This is a genomic window from Bradyrhizobium sp. AZCC 2230 (genome assembly GCF_036924495.1).
In the GTDB taxonomy this organism is placed as follows: domain Bacteria; phylum Pseudomonadota; class Alphaproteobacteria; order Rhizobiales; family Xanthobacteraceae; genus Bradyrhizobium; species Bradyrhizobium rifense.
The window spans coordinates 8,409,258-8,424,897 of sequence record NZ_JAZHRS010000001.1; the positions used below are offsets into that span (position 1 = coordinate 8,409,258).

Annotated in this window: 12 protein-coding genes and 1 pseudogene; 5 read left to right on the forward strand and 8 right to left on the reverse strand. The window is 64.9% G+C overall.

The window, feature by feature from the left end; genetic code table 11:
- The first annotated feature begins 275 nt into the window (after positions 1–275).
- Positions 276–1,259: a Bug family tripartite tricarboxylate transporter substrate binding protein gene (locus V1280_RS40105; RefSeq protein ID WP_334536174.1), complete on the forward strand. Its 984-nt coding sequence runs from the start codon at positions 276–278 to the stop codon at positions 1,257–1,259.
- A 165-nt stretch (positions 1,260–1,424) separates the two neighbouring features.
- Here the strand turns inward: V1280_RS40105 and V1280_RS40110 are convergent, their stop codons facing one another.
- The 4 genes from V1280_RS40110 to V1280_RS40125 all read right to left on the reverse strand — a co-directional run bounded on the left by V1280_RS40110 (position 1,425) and on the right by V1280_RS40125 (position 7,218).
- Entirely contained in the window at positions 1,425–3,965 is a 2,541-nt protein-coding gene (locus tag V1280_RS40110) for a branched-chain amino acid ABC transporter ATP-binding protein/permease (protein WP_334536178.1), read from the reverse strand.
- On the reverse strand, positions 3,962–4,837 hold the full coding sequence (locus V1280_RS40115; RefSeq protein WP_334536180.1) for a branched-chain amino acid ABC transporter permease: 876 nt from the start codon (positions 4,835–4,837) through the stop codon (positions 3,962–3,964). Before V1280_RS40115 ends, V1280_RS40110 begins: the two co-directional genes overlap by 4 nt.
- 82 nt (positions 4,838–4,919) lie before the next feature.
- Positions 4,920–6,164 (reverse strand): ABC transporter substrate-binding protein, encoded by a 1,245-nt coding sequence (locus V1280_RS40120; RefSeq protein WP_334536182.1) that lies wholly within the window; start codon positions 6,162–6,164, stop codon positions 4,920–4,922.
- A 142-nt stretch (positions 6,165–6,306) separates the two neighbouring features.
- Positions 6,307–7,218, reverse strand: coding sequence for an IclR family transcriptional regulator (locus V1280_RS40125; RefSeq protein WP_334536184.1), 912 nt, complete (start codon positions 7,216–7,218; stop codon positions 6,307–6,309).
- Between the two features lie 229 nt (positions 7,219–7,447).
- Here V1280_RS40125 and V1280_RS40130 point away from each other — a divergent pair, with 229 nt between their 5' ends.
- The 3 genes from V1280_RS40130 to V1280_RS40140 are packed head-to-tail and all read left to right on the forward strand — an operon-like array spanning position 7,448 to position 10,391.
- A complete protein-coding gene (locus V1280_RS40130) occupies positions 7,448–9,247 on the forward strand; it encodes a thiamine pyrophosphate-binding protein (RefSeq protein ID WP_334536186.1) in 1,800 nt (599 codons plus the stop codon).
- 44 nt (positions 9,248–9,291) lie between these two features.
- The gene (locus V1280_RS40135; protein ID WP_334536188.1) at positions 9,292–9,996 is read left to right on the forward strand and encodes an SDR family oxidoreductase; all 705 of its coding nucleotides are present in this window, start codon (positions 9,292–9,294) and stop codon (positions 9,994–9,996) included.
- Positions 9,997–10,007: 11 nt separating this feature from the next.
- Positions 10,008–10,391: a cupin domain-containing protein gene (locus V1280_RS40140; RefSeq protein WP_334536189.1), complete on the forward strand. Its 384-nt coding sequence runs from the start codon at positions 10,008–10,010 to the stop codon at positions 10,389–10,391.
- Position 10,392: 1 nt separating this feature from the next.
- Here V1280_RS40140 and V1280_RS40145 read toward each other — a convergent pair whose 3' ends face one another.
- The 4 genes and pseudogenes from V1280_RS40145 to V1280_RS40160 all read right to left on the reverse strand — a co-directional run bounded on the left by V1280_RS40145 (position 10,393) and on the right by V1280_RS40160 (position 14,115).
- Positions 10,393–11,349: a lytic transglycosylase domain-containing protein gene (locus V1280_RS40145; protein ID WP_334536191.1), complete on the reverse strand. Its 957-nt coding sequence runs from the start codon at positions 11,347–11,349 to the stop codon at positions 10,393–10,395.
- Positions 11,350–11,561: 212 nt separating this feature from the next.
- A complete protein-coding gene (locus V1280_RS40150; protein WP_148773643.1) occupies positions 11,562–11,837 on the reverse strand; it encodes a hypothetical protein in 276 nt (91 codons plus the stop codon).
- 78 nt (positions 11,838–11,915) lie between these two features.
- A complete protein-coding gene (locus tag V1280_RS40155; RefSeq protein WP_334536194.1) occupies positions 11,916–12,773 on the reverse strand; it encodes a VOC family protein in 858 nt (285 codons plus the stop codon).
- A 147-nt stretch (positions 12,774–12,920) separates the two neighbouring features.
- Positions 12,921–14,115 (reverse strand): annotated as a pseudogene (locus V1280_RS40160) (urate hydroxylase PuuD).
- A gap of 205 nt (positions 14,116–14,320) precedes the next feature.
- Between V1280_RS40160 and V1280_RS40165 the strand changes: the two are divergent.
- Positions 14,321–15,622 (forward strand): PQQ-dependent sugar dehydrogenase, encoded by a 1,302-nt coding sequence (locus V1280_RS40165; protein ID WP_442895267.1) that lies wholly within the window; start codon positions 14,321–14,323, stop codon positions 15,620–15,622.
- Positions 15,623–15,640 lie beyond the last annotated feature (18 nt).

A 15,640-nucleotide genomic window follows, 5' to 3' on the forward strand; every position in this document is an offset into this window, starting at 1 on the left:
GCGATGATGCCATCGTGCGCCTGTTTTGCCCGACGTGTCAAACGGAATTTCGGTGATTCCGCAATCGTCTTCGCGCAAGTCCGTGTTCTCTCTGGCGTCGGCTACTGTGCATGGGGTTGTTTTGCAGTTTTTGTTGGGATAGCGGCGCTTGCCTGCCGTGCGACGGAATGCCTGACGGAAACGCGATTGCGAAATCCAAGGTGGCCGCTATTCATGAGCAACGAACGCGCCGCACCAACAACAAGCACAGGCGCCGGGGTCCGGGGAGAGAACCAATGCAACGAATGGCCCGCCTGCTGGCGCTCATCGCCGGCCTCTGCGCGTCCGCGCTGTCGACACAGGCCGTCGCGCAAAAATATCCGGTGCGGCCGGTCAAGATCATGGTCGGCTTCAGCGCGGGCGGTCCGGTCGACGTGGTCGCGCGCATCATCGGCGACAGGCTCGGTGCAAAACTCGGGCAGCCCTTCGTGGTCGAGAACCGCGCCGGCGCTAACGGCATGATCGCCGCCGAAGGCGTCGCGCATGCCGAGGCCGACGGCTACACCGTGCTCGCCTGCAACTCGTCCACCATCACGCTGAACAAGACACTCTTCAAGGACATCCGCTACGATCCGGCCAGCGACTTCGCGCCGCTGACCACCGTCGTCTCGGCGCCGCTGGTGCTCGTAGTCAATCCGGAGAATCCCAAGACGGCGAATATCAACACCGTCGCCGATCTCGTTGCGGCGGCGAAGGCGGCGCCCGGCGCGCTGGCCTACGGCTCGGGCGGCAACGGCAACCTCGCCCATCTCGCCATGGAGCTGCTCAGCCAGCGCGCCGGCATCAAGATGATCCACGTGCCCTATCGCGGTGGTGCCGCGTCCGAAGTCGGCATCCTCGCGCAGGAAGTGCTCGCCGTGTTCGATCCGCTCTCCGCGGTGCCGCTGGTGAAGGCCGGCAAGCTGCGCGCGCTTGCGGTGTCGTCGGTCGTGCGGCTGCCGTCGCTGCCGGATGTGCCGACGGTTGCGGAAGCCGGCTATCCCGGTTTTGATCTCTCGTTCTGGGTCGGCTTCTTCATGCCGAAGGCAACGCCGGCGCCGATCCTCGAAACGCTGCACCGGGAGATCGTCGCAGCTGCCAAGGATCCGACGGTCGAGGAGCGGCTTGGCTCGCAAGGCGTGGTGAGCGTGCTGAGCCCCGCCGACTACGCCGCCAAGATCGCGAAGGAGACCAAGGAACTCGCCGAGGTCGTCGCCGCCGCGAACATCAAGGCGGAGTAGGCGGCGCGCCCTTCCTTAACCTCTCCCGCTTGCGGGAGAGGTCGCGCCGAAGGCGCGGGTGAGGGCTCTCTCCTCTTGCGGATTGTCCCATCGCGGAGACACCCTCTCCCCAACCCTCTCCCCAACCCTCTCCCGCAAGCGGGAGAGGGAGCGCACCTGTTTCCGTCACAACCAGAGGATCTGCTTGCGATAGCCGAGGTCGTTCAGCAGCGGCGCCGCCGGTCCCTGGTGGAACACGGCGCCGCGCTCCAGCGCGAAGACGCGGTCGGCCAGCGCCAGCACGAGATCGAGATTGTGCTCGACGATCACGATCGACATGTGGCGGCGGAGCGCATCGAACACCCCAAACAGCTCCAGCGTCACCGCCGGCGCGAGACCCTCGAAGGGCTCGTCGAGCAGCAGCAGGCGCACATTGCCGGACATCGCCCGCGCCACCGCGACCATCTGCTGCTCGCCGCCGGAGAGATAGTCGGCCGCGACATTCATCCGCTCCTTCAGGCGCGGGAAGTGTTGCAGGATCTGTTCCTCGTCCCACGCCACGCCGTCGCTGCCGTCGGTCTTGCGCGCCAGACGCCCGAGCGCGAGGTTTTCACGCACTGTCATGCCGGCGAACAGCCCGCGGCCCTGCGGCACATAGCCGATACCGCGGCGCGCGATGTCGGGCGCGGCGAGGCGTGCGATATCATCGCCGCGATAGGCGATGCTGCCGGACGCTGCCGGCACGAGACCCGCGACGGTCTTCAGCAGCGTCGACTTGCCCGCGCCGTTGCGGCCCAGCAGCGCGACGATCTCGCCCTCGCGCACGTCGAGCGCGGCATCGTTGAGGATGTGGCTCTTGCCGTAAAAGGTGTTGACGCCGTCGAGCCGCAGCACGGTCTCGTGCGTGCCGGCGTCCGCGTCGCTGCCTCGGTGCTCGACGGCGGGGATGCCCTTGCCGGTGTAGATCTCCTGCACCCGCTGATCGGCTCGCACGACGGCGGGGCAGTCGGACATCAGCACCTCGCCCTGGTTCATCACGGTGACCACTTGAGAGAAGCCCAGCACGCGGTCGATGTCGTGCTCGACGATCAGCACGGGAATATTCGCCGCGATGTTCTTGACGAGGTTGGAGACGCGCTCGCGCTCGGCCGCGGCAAGGCCGGCAAGCGGCTCGTCGAGCAGCAGCACCTGCGGTTTTGATCCGAGCGCGATGCCGAGATCGACCAGCCGCTGCCCGCCATAGGAGAGCTCGCCGCCCTCGATGTCCTCGATGCCTTCAAGCCCGAGGAACTTTGTCAGCGCCGCCGTCTCGGCGTGGATGTCCTTGTAGGCGTCGATGTCGTTCCAGATGTTGAAGCGCATCGGCCGCCGCGCCTGCAGCGACAGGCGCAGATTCTCGTAGATCGAGAGCCCGCGAAACAAATTTGTGATCTGGAACGAGCGCGCCAGCCCCTGATGGCAGATCGCATTCGCCGGCACGCCGGCGATGTCGCGCCCTTGAAGACGGATCGTGCCCTGGTCCGGCGCGTAGAGGCCGGAGACCAGATTGAACAGCGTGGTCTTGCCGGCGCCGTTCGGTCCGATCAGCGCGTGGATCTCGCCGGCCGCGACTTTGAGGCTGGCATTCTCCACCGCGCGGATGCCGCCGAACTTTCGGGAGACGTGGCTTACTTCCAGCACCGCGCCCTTCAACGCCTCCGGCCGCAAGAAGTCCGGCAGCGCCAGGCCGTCATAGATCTTGCGCCGGCTCATCGCCGCCGTCTCTTCTGCCGGGGGACGGAAGCGGCGCAGGACCAGCGAACCGATGCCGACGAGGCCGCCGGGCGAATACATCACGAAGGCCACGAAGGTGAGGCCGAACCAGAACAGCCAGTCCGACGTCCAGATCGAGAACAGCTCGCGGAACAGGATGAAGAACACCGCGCCGAGCGCGGGGCCGAGCAGGCTGCGCATGCCGCCGATCACGACCATGGCCAGCAGCTCGCCCGCGAACGGCACCGAGACGGCTTCGGCCGAGACGAGATAATTCAGGAATGCGATCAGCGCACCGGCTAGTCCCGTGACCACGGCCGAGATCACGAACACCGCGAGCTTGTAGCGTTCGACCGGATAGCCCTGAAAGCTCGCGCGCAGCTGGTTCTCGCGGATCGCCACCAGCACATGCCCGAATGGCGAGCGCACCAGGCGCATCAGCACATAGAGCACGACGAGGCCGATGATTGCGACCACGATGTAGTAGTTGAGCGCACTGTCGAAGCTCACGGGGCCGATGCCGCCGCGCTTCAGCCCGCCGAGCCCGTCCTCGCCGCCGGTGAGGCTCGTCCAGCGGAAGGCCGTGGTGTAGACCAGGGCTGCCAGCGCCAGCGTCAGTAGTGAAAAGTAGACGCCGCGCCGGCGCAGGATCAGCATGCCGATCACGCTTGAGGCGATCGCGACGACGAGCATCGATCCCAGCAGCGGCAGCCAGATCTCGCCGGGGAAGACGTGGAGCTGAATGAGCCCGGCGGCATAGGCGCCGATGCCGAACCAGGTGCTGTGGCCGAAGGAGATGAGGCCGGTATAGCCGATGCAGAGGTTGAGCCCCATCGCCGCGATGGCTAGCCCAAGCATCCAGGTGCCGGTGTTGAGCGAGAGGCCGAGCGTGCGCAGCAGGAACGGCAACGCGATGACCGCGATTGCCGCGATCAGCAGCGGCCTGAGCCTGTCGATGGCGGAAGCGCTCCTCATTCGAACTTCTCGATGCGTTCGCCGAGCAGGCCGCGCGGGCGCACCAGCAGCACCACGAACATGAGGATGTAGATCGAGGCTTCGCCTGCCGCAGGCTCGAAGTGGATGGCGATGCCGCGCACGACGCCGACGAGAAGCGCGGCGATGATCACACCCCAGAAACTGCCGAGGCCGCCAATCACGACCACGACGAAGGCGATGGTCATGATATCGGCGCCCATCGCCGGATGCACGGTCGTGATCGGCGCGAAGAACGCGCCACCGAGCGCGGCCAGACCGACGCCGAGCATGACGATCCCTGTCATGTAGGGCTGCAGGCGAATGCCGAGTGCAGCCACCATGTCCGGCCGCTGGATGCCGGCGCGCACCACGCGTCCGAATGAGGTCTTGTGCAGCAATAGCCAGACGCCGAGCAGAATCGCCGCGACAACACCGAGGATCAGAAGGCGATAGCGCGAGAACAGGAAGTCGCCGACGATGACCGAACCGCGAAAACTCTGCGGGATCTCGGTCGAGACGGGCGCCGCGCCCCAGATCATGCGGATCGCCTGCTCTGCGACCATCGCCAGTCCAAACGTCACGAGCAGGCTGAGGATCGGATCGGCCGTGTAGAAGCGGCGCAGGATGAAGCGCTCGAACAGGATGCCGAGCAGCGCGACCGCAAGCGGCGAGATCACAACGGAAACGCCGAAGCCGAGGCGCTTCGTCAGCTCGACGCAGATGTAGGCGCCGAGCGCATAGAATGCGCCGTGCGCGAGATTGACGATGCCGCCGACCGAGAAGATCAGCGACAGCCCGAGCGCGATGAGAAGGTAATAGCCTCCGAGTACGAGGCCATTCACCACCTGTTCCAGCAAGAACTCGAACTGCATGTTGCGTGCGCCATCTTTGATGAAGAACGGCGCCGGCTAGGCCGGCGCCGCTAACGCCTATCGGCTCTGCCGGGTGCGGGCATCAGGCCTTCATCTCGCAGGGGTTTTGCTCTTTGGTCGGATAGATCGTCTCCAGCGGATCGTTCGCCGCCGGCACCGCATCGCCCAGCACCAGCATGTCCCACTGGTCCTTCATCTGGTCCTTTGGCTTGACGGTGAACGGATAGGCTTCCTGCACCAGCTGGTGATCCCAGGAGCGGAAATACGCCTTGCGCGCCTTGCCGATGTCGAATTCTGTCTGCTTCTCGAAATAGGCGATCAGCTCGCCGCTGTCGGTCGACTTGGTCGTGTTGATCGCTTCCGCCAGGAGCTTCAGCGTGACGTAATCGATCCAGGCGTGATTCTCCGGCGGCTTGCCGTATTTCTTGCTGAAGGCGGCGACGAAGGCCTTTGATGTCGGATTGTCCAGCGTGTGATACCAGACCGTCGGCCAGGTGCCGCTGAGATTGCCCGCGCCCGCAGCCCAGGCATCGCCGGTGTTGAGATTGAATCCGACCAGCGGGTAGGGGAAGCCGAACTCGGCATATTGCTTGACGAGATTTGTCACCTGGTTGCCGGCGAGGTTGCAGCAGACCACGTCGGGCTTTGCCTGCCGCACTTTCAGCAGATACGGGCTGAAGTCGGTGACATCTGTTGCGATCAGCTCGTCGCCGATCAGGTTCGCATCATGCGCACCGAAGAACGTCTTGGCGGCCTTGAGCAGATCGTGACCGAAAATGTAGTCGGCCGTCAGCGTGAAGAACTTCTTGCCCTTCACCATGCCCTGCTGCGACAGCGCGGTGCCGACCGCGTTCACCATCACGGTGTTCGGGATGTCGCAGTGGAACGAGTATTTGTTGCAGCTCTTGCCGCGCAGCGCGTCCGAGCGCGCGCCGGTCGAGAAGAACACCTTCTTGTTTCGTTCGGCGACCTGCATGATCGTGAGAGAGGACGCCGACGAGATTTCGCCGAGCAGCACGACCGCGCCGTCCTGCTCCAGCATGCGCTGCGCCTTGGTCGCGGCGGTCGCCGGGTTGATCGAGTCCTCCGAGAGCAGGTCGATCTGCTTTCCCAGAACGCCGCCGGACGCGTTGATCTCCTCCGCTGCGAGTTTTGCGCCGATCTGCGCGTAGCTGCCGATCACGCCGAGGAAGCCGGTGAGCGGCGTCAGGTGCCCGATCCGGATCTTCTCGGCTTGGGCCCTGACGACCGCGGGAAACCCGAGCGCGGCCGCGCCAGCAAAGGCTGCACCCGCCCGTAACAACGTCCGTCGTGGGTAGCGGATCATCTCTGTCTCCTCCCGGGTGCATCGCGTGCCTCCCTTCAAAACCGGGTATCCGGTATTGTGAGAGAGCTTTTTCTAATGCTGGAGGATAATCCCGAACGCCATTGCCGGTGTCAACCGGCAAAATCGTCGCCTGGGTTGCGGCTCAGGCTTTTTGCGTGAACGCCTTTTGCGCCCGATCCTTGGCGCCGAACTCCACCGACAGGCGGTCGGCGGCGGCCTGCACGACCTGCGCGCCGGCGTGCAGCGCCTGGTTGGACAGGCGCCAGATCGGGCCGGAAATGCCGAGCGCGCCGATCACCTGCCCGGTGAAATCGGTGACGGGCACGGCAACGCAGCGTACTTCCGGATTGAACTCGCCGTCGTCGAAGGCAACCCCGGTGCGCTGCACCTCGGCGATCTCGCGCATCAGCGCACCGACATCGCTGATGGATCTGGGCGTCGACGGTTTCAGTTCGACGCGATCGATGAAGCGCTTCAGCTGCTCGGGGCGCAGCGACGCCAGAATGATCTTGCCGAGCGCGGTACAATGGGCGGGCCGCACCACGCCGACGCGATCGGTGAGCTGGAACGCGCCGGGGCCGCTGGTGCGGGCGATCACGACCACCGCATCGCCCATTCGCACGGCAAAATGGCCGCTTTCACCGGTCTGGCGCGATAGTTCCTCCAGCACAGGCGTTGCGACACTGACCATCTCGATCTCGTCGAGCGCTGACGCGGCAAGCGCAAACAGCGGCCGGCCGATGCGATAGCGCTTGTTGTCCTTCTCCTGGCGGAGGTAGCCGAGCGAGACCAGCGTCTTGGCCAGATGAAACGTCGTCGAGTTGTGCAGGCCGACCAGCTTGCTCAGCTCCGCAAGTCCAATTCCTTCGCGATGGCGGGCCACCTCTTCGAGGATCGAGAAGGCGCGCCCGAGCGATTGAACGCCGCCGCCGCGTTGCTTGTCCTCGACCTCGTCGTCGCCATCCGCCTTGGGTGCAGAGACCAGTTTGGCAATCGCGGCCTTGCGCGGGCTTGCAGGCTTCTCGCCGGTGGTCGGCTTGGTACGCGATCTCAAGGACTGGGCTCCCTCTGGTGAAACGATATGGCTCCGTTCTTGCGACAGTAGCACGCAACCGGCGCAGCCGTCGGCGCGGAGCTTCGCGTTTCCGCAAGGCGAAAGCCTACCACAATATAAATTGACGTACAGCATTATGAGAAATAGGCTTCCCCCGGCCCCATGGTGACCGGCCGCGTTCTCCGCATCGGTACAGAAGAAGTCGACGGGCCGAGAGGGAGACCGGTTGATGTCGAAAAACATGCTCAATGGCGCGCAGGTCATTGTCGATTATCTGATCCAGGAGAAGGTGCCGCAGGTGTTCGGGCTCTGCGGCCACGGCAACATCCAGTTCATCGACGCGCTGTACGAGCGCTCCCAAGAGATCAAGACCATCTCCGTGCACCACGAGAGCGTCGCCGGCTTCATGGCCGATGTTTACTACCGCGTCTCCGGCCGGCCGACTGCGACCTTCACGTCCTGCGGGCCGGGCTCGGCGAATCTGCCGATCTCGCTGGCGAACGCCTTCCTCGATTCCGTGCCGTTCATGGCGATCACCGGCAATGTGCCGACCAGCCAGTTCAATCGCGGTGCGTTCCAGGAAATGTATCGGCACTACCAGGCCGACTTCCCGTCCACTGTGCGCACGATGTGCAAGAAGGTGTTCCAGCCGACGCGCGGCGAGATGGTGCCGCTCGCGGTGCGGCAGGCCTGGAAGACTATGGTCACGGGCCGGCCCGGTCCCGTTGTGATCGATGTTCCCTTCGACGTCTTCATGGAGGCGGCGGCCGAGGAGGCGCCGAAGGCTGCCGAGTGGAGCGCCAACATCTCCAGCCGCTGCGGTGCTGATCCCGAGGGCGTCGAGAAGGCGGTCGACATGCTGCTTGCGGCCGAGCGGCCGGTGATGCTGGTCGGGCAGGGCGTGCGCTACGGCGGCGCGGCAGAGGAGTTGCGCAAGCTCGCCGAGCGGCTGCAGATTCCGGTTGCGGCATCCGCAAGCGGTCTCGGTGCGCTTGATGTCAATCATCCGCTGGCGCTCGGCCTCGTCGCGCGTGCCGGCCACTACCAGGCCAATCACGCAACGCGTCAGGCCGACATTCTGCTTGCGCTCGGCGTCCGCTTTGACGACCGCACCTCGAGCTCGTGGATTCCCGGCTATTCCTTCACGATCCCGCCGACGAGATTGATCCATGTCGACATCGACCCCGAAGAGATCGGCCGCAACTATCCCGTCGCACTCGGATTGATGGCCGACGTCCGCACCTTCCTGCGACAGGTGCACGCCGAGCTCGATCGCCGCGACAATCTGTTCAAGAAGTCGGATACGCGCAAGAAGTGGCTGGCGCAGATCGATGGCTATCGCAAGGAGTGGGACAAGTTCGTCGCGCCCGGCTTCTCCGACGACACCACGCCGATCAATCCGCAGCGCGCGGCCGCCGAGATCGACAAGGCGCTGCCGGAGGATGCGATCCTCGTCTCGGACATCGGCGTGCATCACAATTGGCTGCTCGGCTTCTGCAAGCCGAAGCGGCCGGATTCGCTGATCGGCTCGATGGGGTTTGGCCCGATGGGTTTTGGCGTGGCCGGTGTGATGGGCGCGAAATTCGCGGCACCCGATCGGCCCTGCGTGTCGGTCTGCGGCGACGGCGCCTTCTTCATGCACGCCAACGTGCTCGGCACGGCGGTCGAATACAATCTGCCTGTGGTCTGGGTGGTCTGGAACAACTACGCCTATGCCTCGATCCGCGGGCTTCAGCGCGGCTATCTCGGCGGGCGCGAGCTTGCGACCGACTTCAAGCACCCGGAGACGGGCCAGCGCTACAACCCGGATTTCGCGGCGATGGCGCGCTCCTGTGGCGTCGAAGGCGTGCGGATCGATCGCGCCGGCGATCTTGGCGAGGCGATCCGCAAGGGCATCGCCGCCAACAAGCCCTATCTGATCGACGTCGATATCGCCGCGGACGTCAATCCCTCCGGCGCCGGCGTCTGGGAATTGCCGGGCCTCGGCCAGAGCAAGGCCGGCATCGGCACGCGCTTCCAGCCGGGCTGATCGCGGTTCGCAGAAGCAATCAACAAGAATATCGGGAGATGGAGATGACGCTCGCAGGCAAGAAGGTCGTCGTGATCGGCGGCTCCTCAGGCATCGGCCTCGCCACGGCGGAGCTTGCAAAATCACACGGCGCGGATGTCGTCATCGCCTCCCGCAGCGCCACCAAGCTTGATCCCGTCGCCGAACGGCTGAAGGTGACGGCAATCCCGACTGACGTCACCAGCGATCAGAGCGTCGCCGAGCTGTTCAAGCGCACCGGCGCTGTCGATCATGTCGTGCTGACGGCCGCGCAGCTTCGCACCGGGCCGTTCAAGATCGTTGCGATGGAGGATGTGCGGGCCACGATGGAAGGAAAATTCTGGGGCGCCTGGCGCGTCGCGCGTGAAGCTGACATTCGGCCCGGCGGCTCACTGACGCTGGTCACCGGCTTCCTCAGTGTCCGGCCGCGGCCGAACTCGGCGATCATCAGCGCGGCCAATGGCGCGCTGGAGTCGCTAGCCCGCGCGCTGGCGCTCGAACTGGCGCCGGTGCGTGTGAATGCGGTCTCGCCGGGCGTGATCGATACGCCGATCCGGGCAGCGATGCCCGAGGCTGCGCGAAAAGAGATGCTGGCCAAGACGGCGGCTGCGCTGCCTGTCGGGCGCGTCGGCATGGCCGAGGACATCGCCCAGCAAATCGCGAGCTTCATGAACAACGGCTTTGCCACGGGCTCGATCGTTTACGTCGACGGCGGCGCGTTGGTGAATTAGGGAGCACGAGCATGGCCGAGGAGACTGGCGGCGCCTTCATTCGCAACATTGCGGAAGTGCCCTGGCGCGAATTCCCCAACCATTTTGGTGGCGCGCTGTCAAAACCGCTGGTGATGCCGGAGACGGCGGGCTCGCTCCGCATCGACTACCGCATCTCGATGTACCAGCCGATGGCCTATGTGGCGCGGCATCACCACAAGGTGCAGGAGCAGGTCTATCACGTGCTCGACGGTGAAGGATTGATGGAGATCGCAGGCAAGAACCATGTCGTGCGCAAGCACGACGTGATCTTCCTGCCGCCTGGCGTCGAGCACGCGATCTCCAATTCGGGCCTGACCGATCTCGTCTTCCTGGTGGTGACCTCGCCGGTCACCGACGACGAGACGCCGCTCTAAGCTAGCCCGAGGAGCGCTCGCGCGCCGCGACACGGATGGCGCGAGCCTTCGTACCCTCCACGCGGGCCGCGATCATGCTGCGCGCCTTGCCGCGGGCTGCGCCGTTCTTGTGGAGCAGGGCAACAAGGCGCCTGCGGGCGCGGTTCGCCGAGAGCCGCGCCGCCAATTGCTCGGCCTTGCGAATGATGGTGGCGGTCGACGGCGTGAGATTCACGCGCACCCAGGCGACGTCCCTGGTCTTGGACAGGCTGCCGACGCCTTCGCAAGGCGCCTCGCGCGGCAGGTCGATCCGGATCGCCAGCGCTTCCGAGCGCTCGATCCAGTCCTCAGCCCTGGTGCCGGTGATGATGCGGACATAGTCGCGTGTCTCGCGCGGCAGTTCGCTTTCTCGGGCAAGCCATTTCTGGATACGGCCCGGGCCTGCGTTGTAGGCGGCTGCGGCAAGGCCGAGATTGCCGAAATCGTCGCGGAGCTTGCGCAGGAATTTTGCCGATGCCGGCAGAGCCTTCATGGCATCGAAGGGATCATCGAGCCCGACCTCGGCGGCGGTCTCCGGCATGAATTGCGCAACACCTTGCGCGCCGGCCTGGCTGACCTCGTTGGAACGAAAGCGGCTCTCTTGCCAGAGCAGGCGGGCGAAGAACGGCACGGGAATGCCGCTCTCCTCGGCCGCTTCCTTCAGCGCACGGCAGAATTGTTCGGTCGGTGACGCCGGAGCCTGCATGATCGTTTCGACTGCGCGCGGCGGCTCGATCGTCTCCTCGTACGATGGGCGCGCATTGGCGAGTTCGATGGCCTGCACGCTTGCAAGAAACAGCTCGACGAGGGGGACCAGCGAGGGCGCGCGATCAGCCTTGGGCGTTGCGCTGTTGAAGTCAGATGCTTGCCAGGTCGGCGGCGTGCTGACGTCGCACATCAGAATCAGGAACGCAGCGCAAGCCGCGACGAGAAATCGCATCTCGGTAAAAGTCCTCGAACTGTGGGGGAACGACCAGCGCGCGCCGGTGACAAGGACTTCTTAACCGCAATTGCGGCGAAGCTGCGATTCTGCGAGACGGCCGGTGTTAGTACGGTGTTCCCATCGCAGAAAACGCAACGTTGCTCCCGCGGTTCTACGGGAACCGCAGGGAAACTCGGGACTGCAAACGGTCTTGCGGGAAGCCCCGGCGGTTACACCTTGGGGAAATCCTTGCGCATGGCGATCTCGGCGGCATCGCCGGGCGATAACACAGTTTGGTCGAAAGCCGGCTGCGGTTTGGTCATGATGTCGTACAGCGAGATGCCCTTGATCGGCTTTCCGATCAGCTCGCGGACGCAATCGGCCAGCGTGCCGTTGTAGACGAGATAGGGCGGACCTCTGTCCTTCTGCCTCTCGCCCTTCAGCGACGGCCACTTCTTCAGTTCGGCCGGCGCGTCGTAGGCGATCGGCGATTCCTCTTTGAACATGCACGTGGCCCCGGGCGGCTTGGACTGCCGGGAATCCTAGAGCCGCCGGGTAAACGCGCGTTAAAGAATTGGTTCAAATCAGCCGGCAATGAAGGCGAGCAGGGTGCCGTTGGCCTTGGCCGGGGGTACCACGACCGCGGCTCCGCTGCGGATAGCCACTGAGCTCAGCGCCTTCTCGGTCGCTGCGAGATCGCCACTGACCAGCACCAGCGCTGCGCCACCGCGCTCGGAGAGGCCGGCGAGCGGCACGCCGGGATAGCGTTTGCCAAGCTGGTCCAGCGTCAGATAGACGAAGTCGGCGCGGTCACCGCCGGATGCCACCTTCGCCGCGCCGTCGGCCTCTGCCTTCGGCTCGCGATCGACCAGCCGCGCCAGATGGGCTGCTTCCTTCGCAGGCTCGGGCGTCGCGATCAGCACCTCGCTGATCCGCTTTGCCGCATTGGCGTGTTTCATCAATTCAGGAATCCAGACGGTTTCGCGCGTCTTGTGCTGGCAAGCGAAGATGCGCACGCCACCGGGCGCTTCCGCGGTCGGCCACATGAAGGTGCGGAATTTGGCGGCCGAGACGGTGCCGTTCGGCAGCGTGACGGGCCGCTCGAAATCGGTCGGACCGATCGGTGTGAGGCCGCGTGCACGGATCTCTTCCGCGCCGGCGGCGGAATCGACCGCGGTGAAGGCGATGCGCTCGATGCCTTCACCGTGCCGCTCGACAAAGGTCCGTGCCGGCGCGTTGTGTTCGGTTGGCACCAGCACGCCAAGCAGCTCCATATAGTCCGGGTCGAACATGATGGTGTAGTTGCCGGTGCCCATATGCGCGCTGTGGGTGCCGCGCGGCGAGAGGGTGAAGCCAAGCTGCCTGTAGTTTTCGGCGGCCTTGTCGAGGTCCTGCACCATGACCACGGCGTGGTCGATCCCGATGATGTTCTTGAGGGCCACTGTGATTTCCCCGGCAATTGCAAACTGACTTTGGACGGCCCGCGGCCGCTGGCTCTGTCTACGCCGGATGGGCGATCAAGTCATTTTCAAATCGGCGGGGGAAGCGGAATTTCATTCCGCGAAATGCGGCATCGACGCGTTGTGCCGTCAGCGATCCTGCTCGCCGATATAGGCGGCGAGGATGGCACGCTCCTCGCTGGTCATCTCGGTGATATTGCCCGGCGGCATCGCATTGGACCATGCCGCCACGCGGCCGATCAGGCGGATGTTGCGGTGGATGTGCTCGGGCGCGTCGAGCAATATGCCCTTTGGCGCGGTCACGATACCAGCCCAGACCGGCTCGGCCGCGTGGCACATGCTGCAGCGGGACATCACGATCTCCTCGACATTGGCGACCGTAGGCTGCGCCGACAATGCCGCCCGTCTTCACCTCGCGCGGGCCGGCCGCGGACAGGAAGAGGATCGCGATCGCGCCCGCTGCTGCGACGCCCCACACCCACCACGGCGATTTGCGCCCGGCATGGCCCGCGTTGAAGAAATGACGGATCACCGGCCCCAGCGCCAGCACGATCGCAACGATGATCCAGTTGAAGCGCGTGGCGTAGAGCAGGGGATAGTGGTTGCTGATCATCAGCACGACGACCGGCAGCGTCAGATAGTTGTTGTGGACCGAGCGCTCCTTGCTGGTCTTGCCGAGTTTTGGGTCGGGCGCCTTCCCGGCGATCAGGGCGGCCACGATCTTCTTCTGGTTCGGGATGATCACCGTGAAGACGTTGGCCACCATGATGGTGCCGATGATTGCTCCGATCTGGTTGAAGGCGCCGCGGCCGCTCAGCACGTGGGTGAAGGCGTAGGTCAGCGCGACCAGGAACAAATAGCCGCCGATGGCAAAGGGCAGCTCGCGCTGCGCCAGCCCGGTGCGGCAGGCGATCTCGTAAAGCAACCACGCCAGCGCAAGGCTACCAAAGCTGAACAGCCCGGCCTGGACCGGTGTGAGATCGAGGATCGACTTGTCGACCAGGAACAGATCAGCGTCGAGATAGTACACCACCACCATCAGTGCGAATCCGGACAGCCAGGTGGTGTAGGCCTCCCACTTGAACCAGGTCAGTTCGTCCGGCATCTGGCTGGGCGCCACCAGATATTTCATGATCCGGTAGAAGCCGCCGCCGTGGACCTGCCAGGCCTCGCCCTGCACGCCATCAGGCAGATCGCTGCTGGGTTTGAGACTGAGGTCGAGGGCGATGAAATAGAACGAGCTGCCGATCCAGGCGATCGCCGCCACCACGTGCAGCCAGCGCAGCAGCAGGCTCGCCCATTCCGATACGATCGATCCCCACATGATCACCCCATCAATCGCGACGTCGAGCCGCAGCTTTGATGACCGCAACCGGCGGCCGTGCCCTTACAATCTGTTGCACCGATCCGCCCCATTTTCCAGTACGATGGGTCAACCCAAATGCACATCGTGCGGGCATGAGCTGACGTGGGATTCGGCAGAAAAAGTCCGGGAGGAGGGCGACGTGATATCTCGTGTTTCGCACATGATGGTGCCCGCCTGGCTGCTGGTTGCCTGCGCCGGCGCGCAAGCCGAATCCGTGCTGCAGGGCAAGGATGCCTATGGCAGCTGGCAGTCCGACAAGCCCGGCGTGGTCAGGCTGATCCGCCCGCAGGATCTGGCCAAACCCGGCGCCTCGCCGTCGGTCTCCAATGCCACGCGGGCGACGTCGCGCGGCAGCGCTACGCCGCTCGTGCCGGAAGGATTCAAGATCGAACTTTTAACAGACGGTCTGTCCGACGCGCGCGTGCTGCGCGTCGCGCCGAATGGCGACATTTTCGTTGCCGAGACCGGGCCCGGGCGCATTCGCGTGCTGCGTTTTGGGGAGGGCGGCAAGGTCGTCACGAACGAGGTCTTTGCCAGCGGGCTGAGCCGCCCGTTCGGTATCGCCTTCTTCCCGAACGGCGACAATCCGCAGTGGGTCTATGTCGCCAATATCGGCAATGTCGTCCGCTTTCCCTATCGCACGGGCGACCTGAAGGCGTCGGGCAAGGCCGACGTCGTGGTGGCCAACCTGGCGCAGGGGTCGGGCCACTCCACCCGCGACATCGTGTTCACGCCTGACGGCAAGCGCATGCTGGTGTCGGTCGGCTCCGCCAGCAATGTCGCCGAAGGCATGGGAAGCCCGCCCGGCGGGCTCGAGGCCTGGTCGAAGGCGCAGGCGGTCGGCGCGTCCTGGGGCTATGAGGCCGAGCGTGCGGCGGTGCTGTCCTTCGACCCTGAAGGCAAGGACCGCAAGCTTTACGCCACCGGCATCCGCAATTGCGTCGGCCTCGCGATCCAGCCGCAGACAGGCTTGCCCTGGTGCTCGACCAACGAGCGCGACGGTCTCGGCGACGATCTCGTGCCCGACTATGTCACCAGCGTGAAGGAGGGCGGCTTCTACGGCTGGCCGTGGTTCTACATCGGCAGCAACGAAGATCCGCGCCACGCCGGCGCGCGGCCGGACCTCAAGGACAAGGTGACGGTGCCCGATGTGCTGGTGCAGCCGCATTCGGCCTCGCTCGGCATGACCTTCTACCAGGGCGCGCAGTTTCCATCCGAATACCAGGGCGACGCTTTCGCCGCGGAGCACGGCTCCTGGAACCGCTCGAAGCGCACCGGCTACAAGGTGATCCGCATCCGGATGAAGGACGGCAAGCCGACTGGAGAGTACGAGGATTTTGTCACGGGCTTTGTCGTGAACGACACCCAGGTGTGGGGACGGCCGGTGGGGATTGCGGTGGCGAAGGATGGCGCGCTGCTGATCTCCGAGGACACGGGCGGCACGATCTGGCGGGTGACGCATTAGACTAGCGCGGCGATAAAG

What these genes read in the sequence shown, in the direction of transcription:
- V1280_RS40105 (WP_334536174.1), top strand. Translation starts at nt 276, where the DNA reads ATGCAACGAATGGCCCGCCTGCTGGCGCTCATCGCCGGCCTCTGCGCG.
- V1280_RS40110 (WP_334536178.1), bottom strand. Translation starts at nt 3,965, where the DNA reads ATGAGGAGCGCTTCCGCCATCGACAGGCTCAGGCCGCTGCTGATCGCG.
- V1280_RS40115 (WP_334536180.1), bottom strand. Translation starts at nt 4,837, where the DNA reads ATGCAGTTCGAGTTCTTGCTGGAACAGGTGGTGAATGGCCTCGTACTC.
- V1280_RS40120 (WP_334536182.1), bottom strand. Translation starts at nt 6,164, where the DNA reads ATGATCCGCTACCCACGACGGACGTTGTTACGGGCGGGTGCAGCCTTT.
- V1280_RS40130 (WP_334536186.1), top strand. Translation starts at nt 7,448, where the DNA reads ATGTCGAAAAACATGCTCAATGGCGCGCAGGTCATTGTCGATTATCTG.
- V1280_RS40135 (WP_334536188.1), top strand. Translation starts at nt 9,292, where the DNA reads ATGACGCTCGCAGGCAAGAAGGTCGTCGTGATCGGCGGCTCCTCAGGC.
- V1280_RS40140 (WP_334536189.1), top strand. Translation starts at nt 10,008, where the DNA reads ATGGCCGAGGAGACTGGCGGCGCCTTCATTCGCAACATTGCGGAAGTG.
- V1280_RS40145 (WP_334536191.1), bottom strand. Translation starts at nt 11,349, where the DNA reads ATGCGATTTCTCGTCGCGGCTTGCGCTGCGTTCCTGATTCTGATGTGC.
- V1280_RS40150 (WP_148773643.1), bottom strand. Translation starts at nt 11,837, where the DNA reads ATGTTCAAAGAGGAATCGCCGATCGCCTACGACGCGCCGGCCGAACTG.
- V1280_RS40165 (WP_442895267.1), top strand. Translation starts at nt 14,321, where the DNA reads ATGGTGCCCGCCTGGCTGCTGGTTGCCTGCGCCGGCGCGCAAGCCGAA.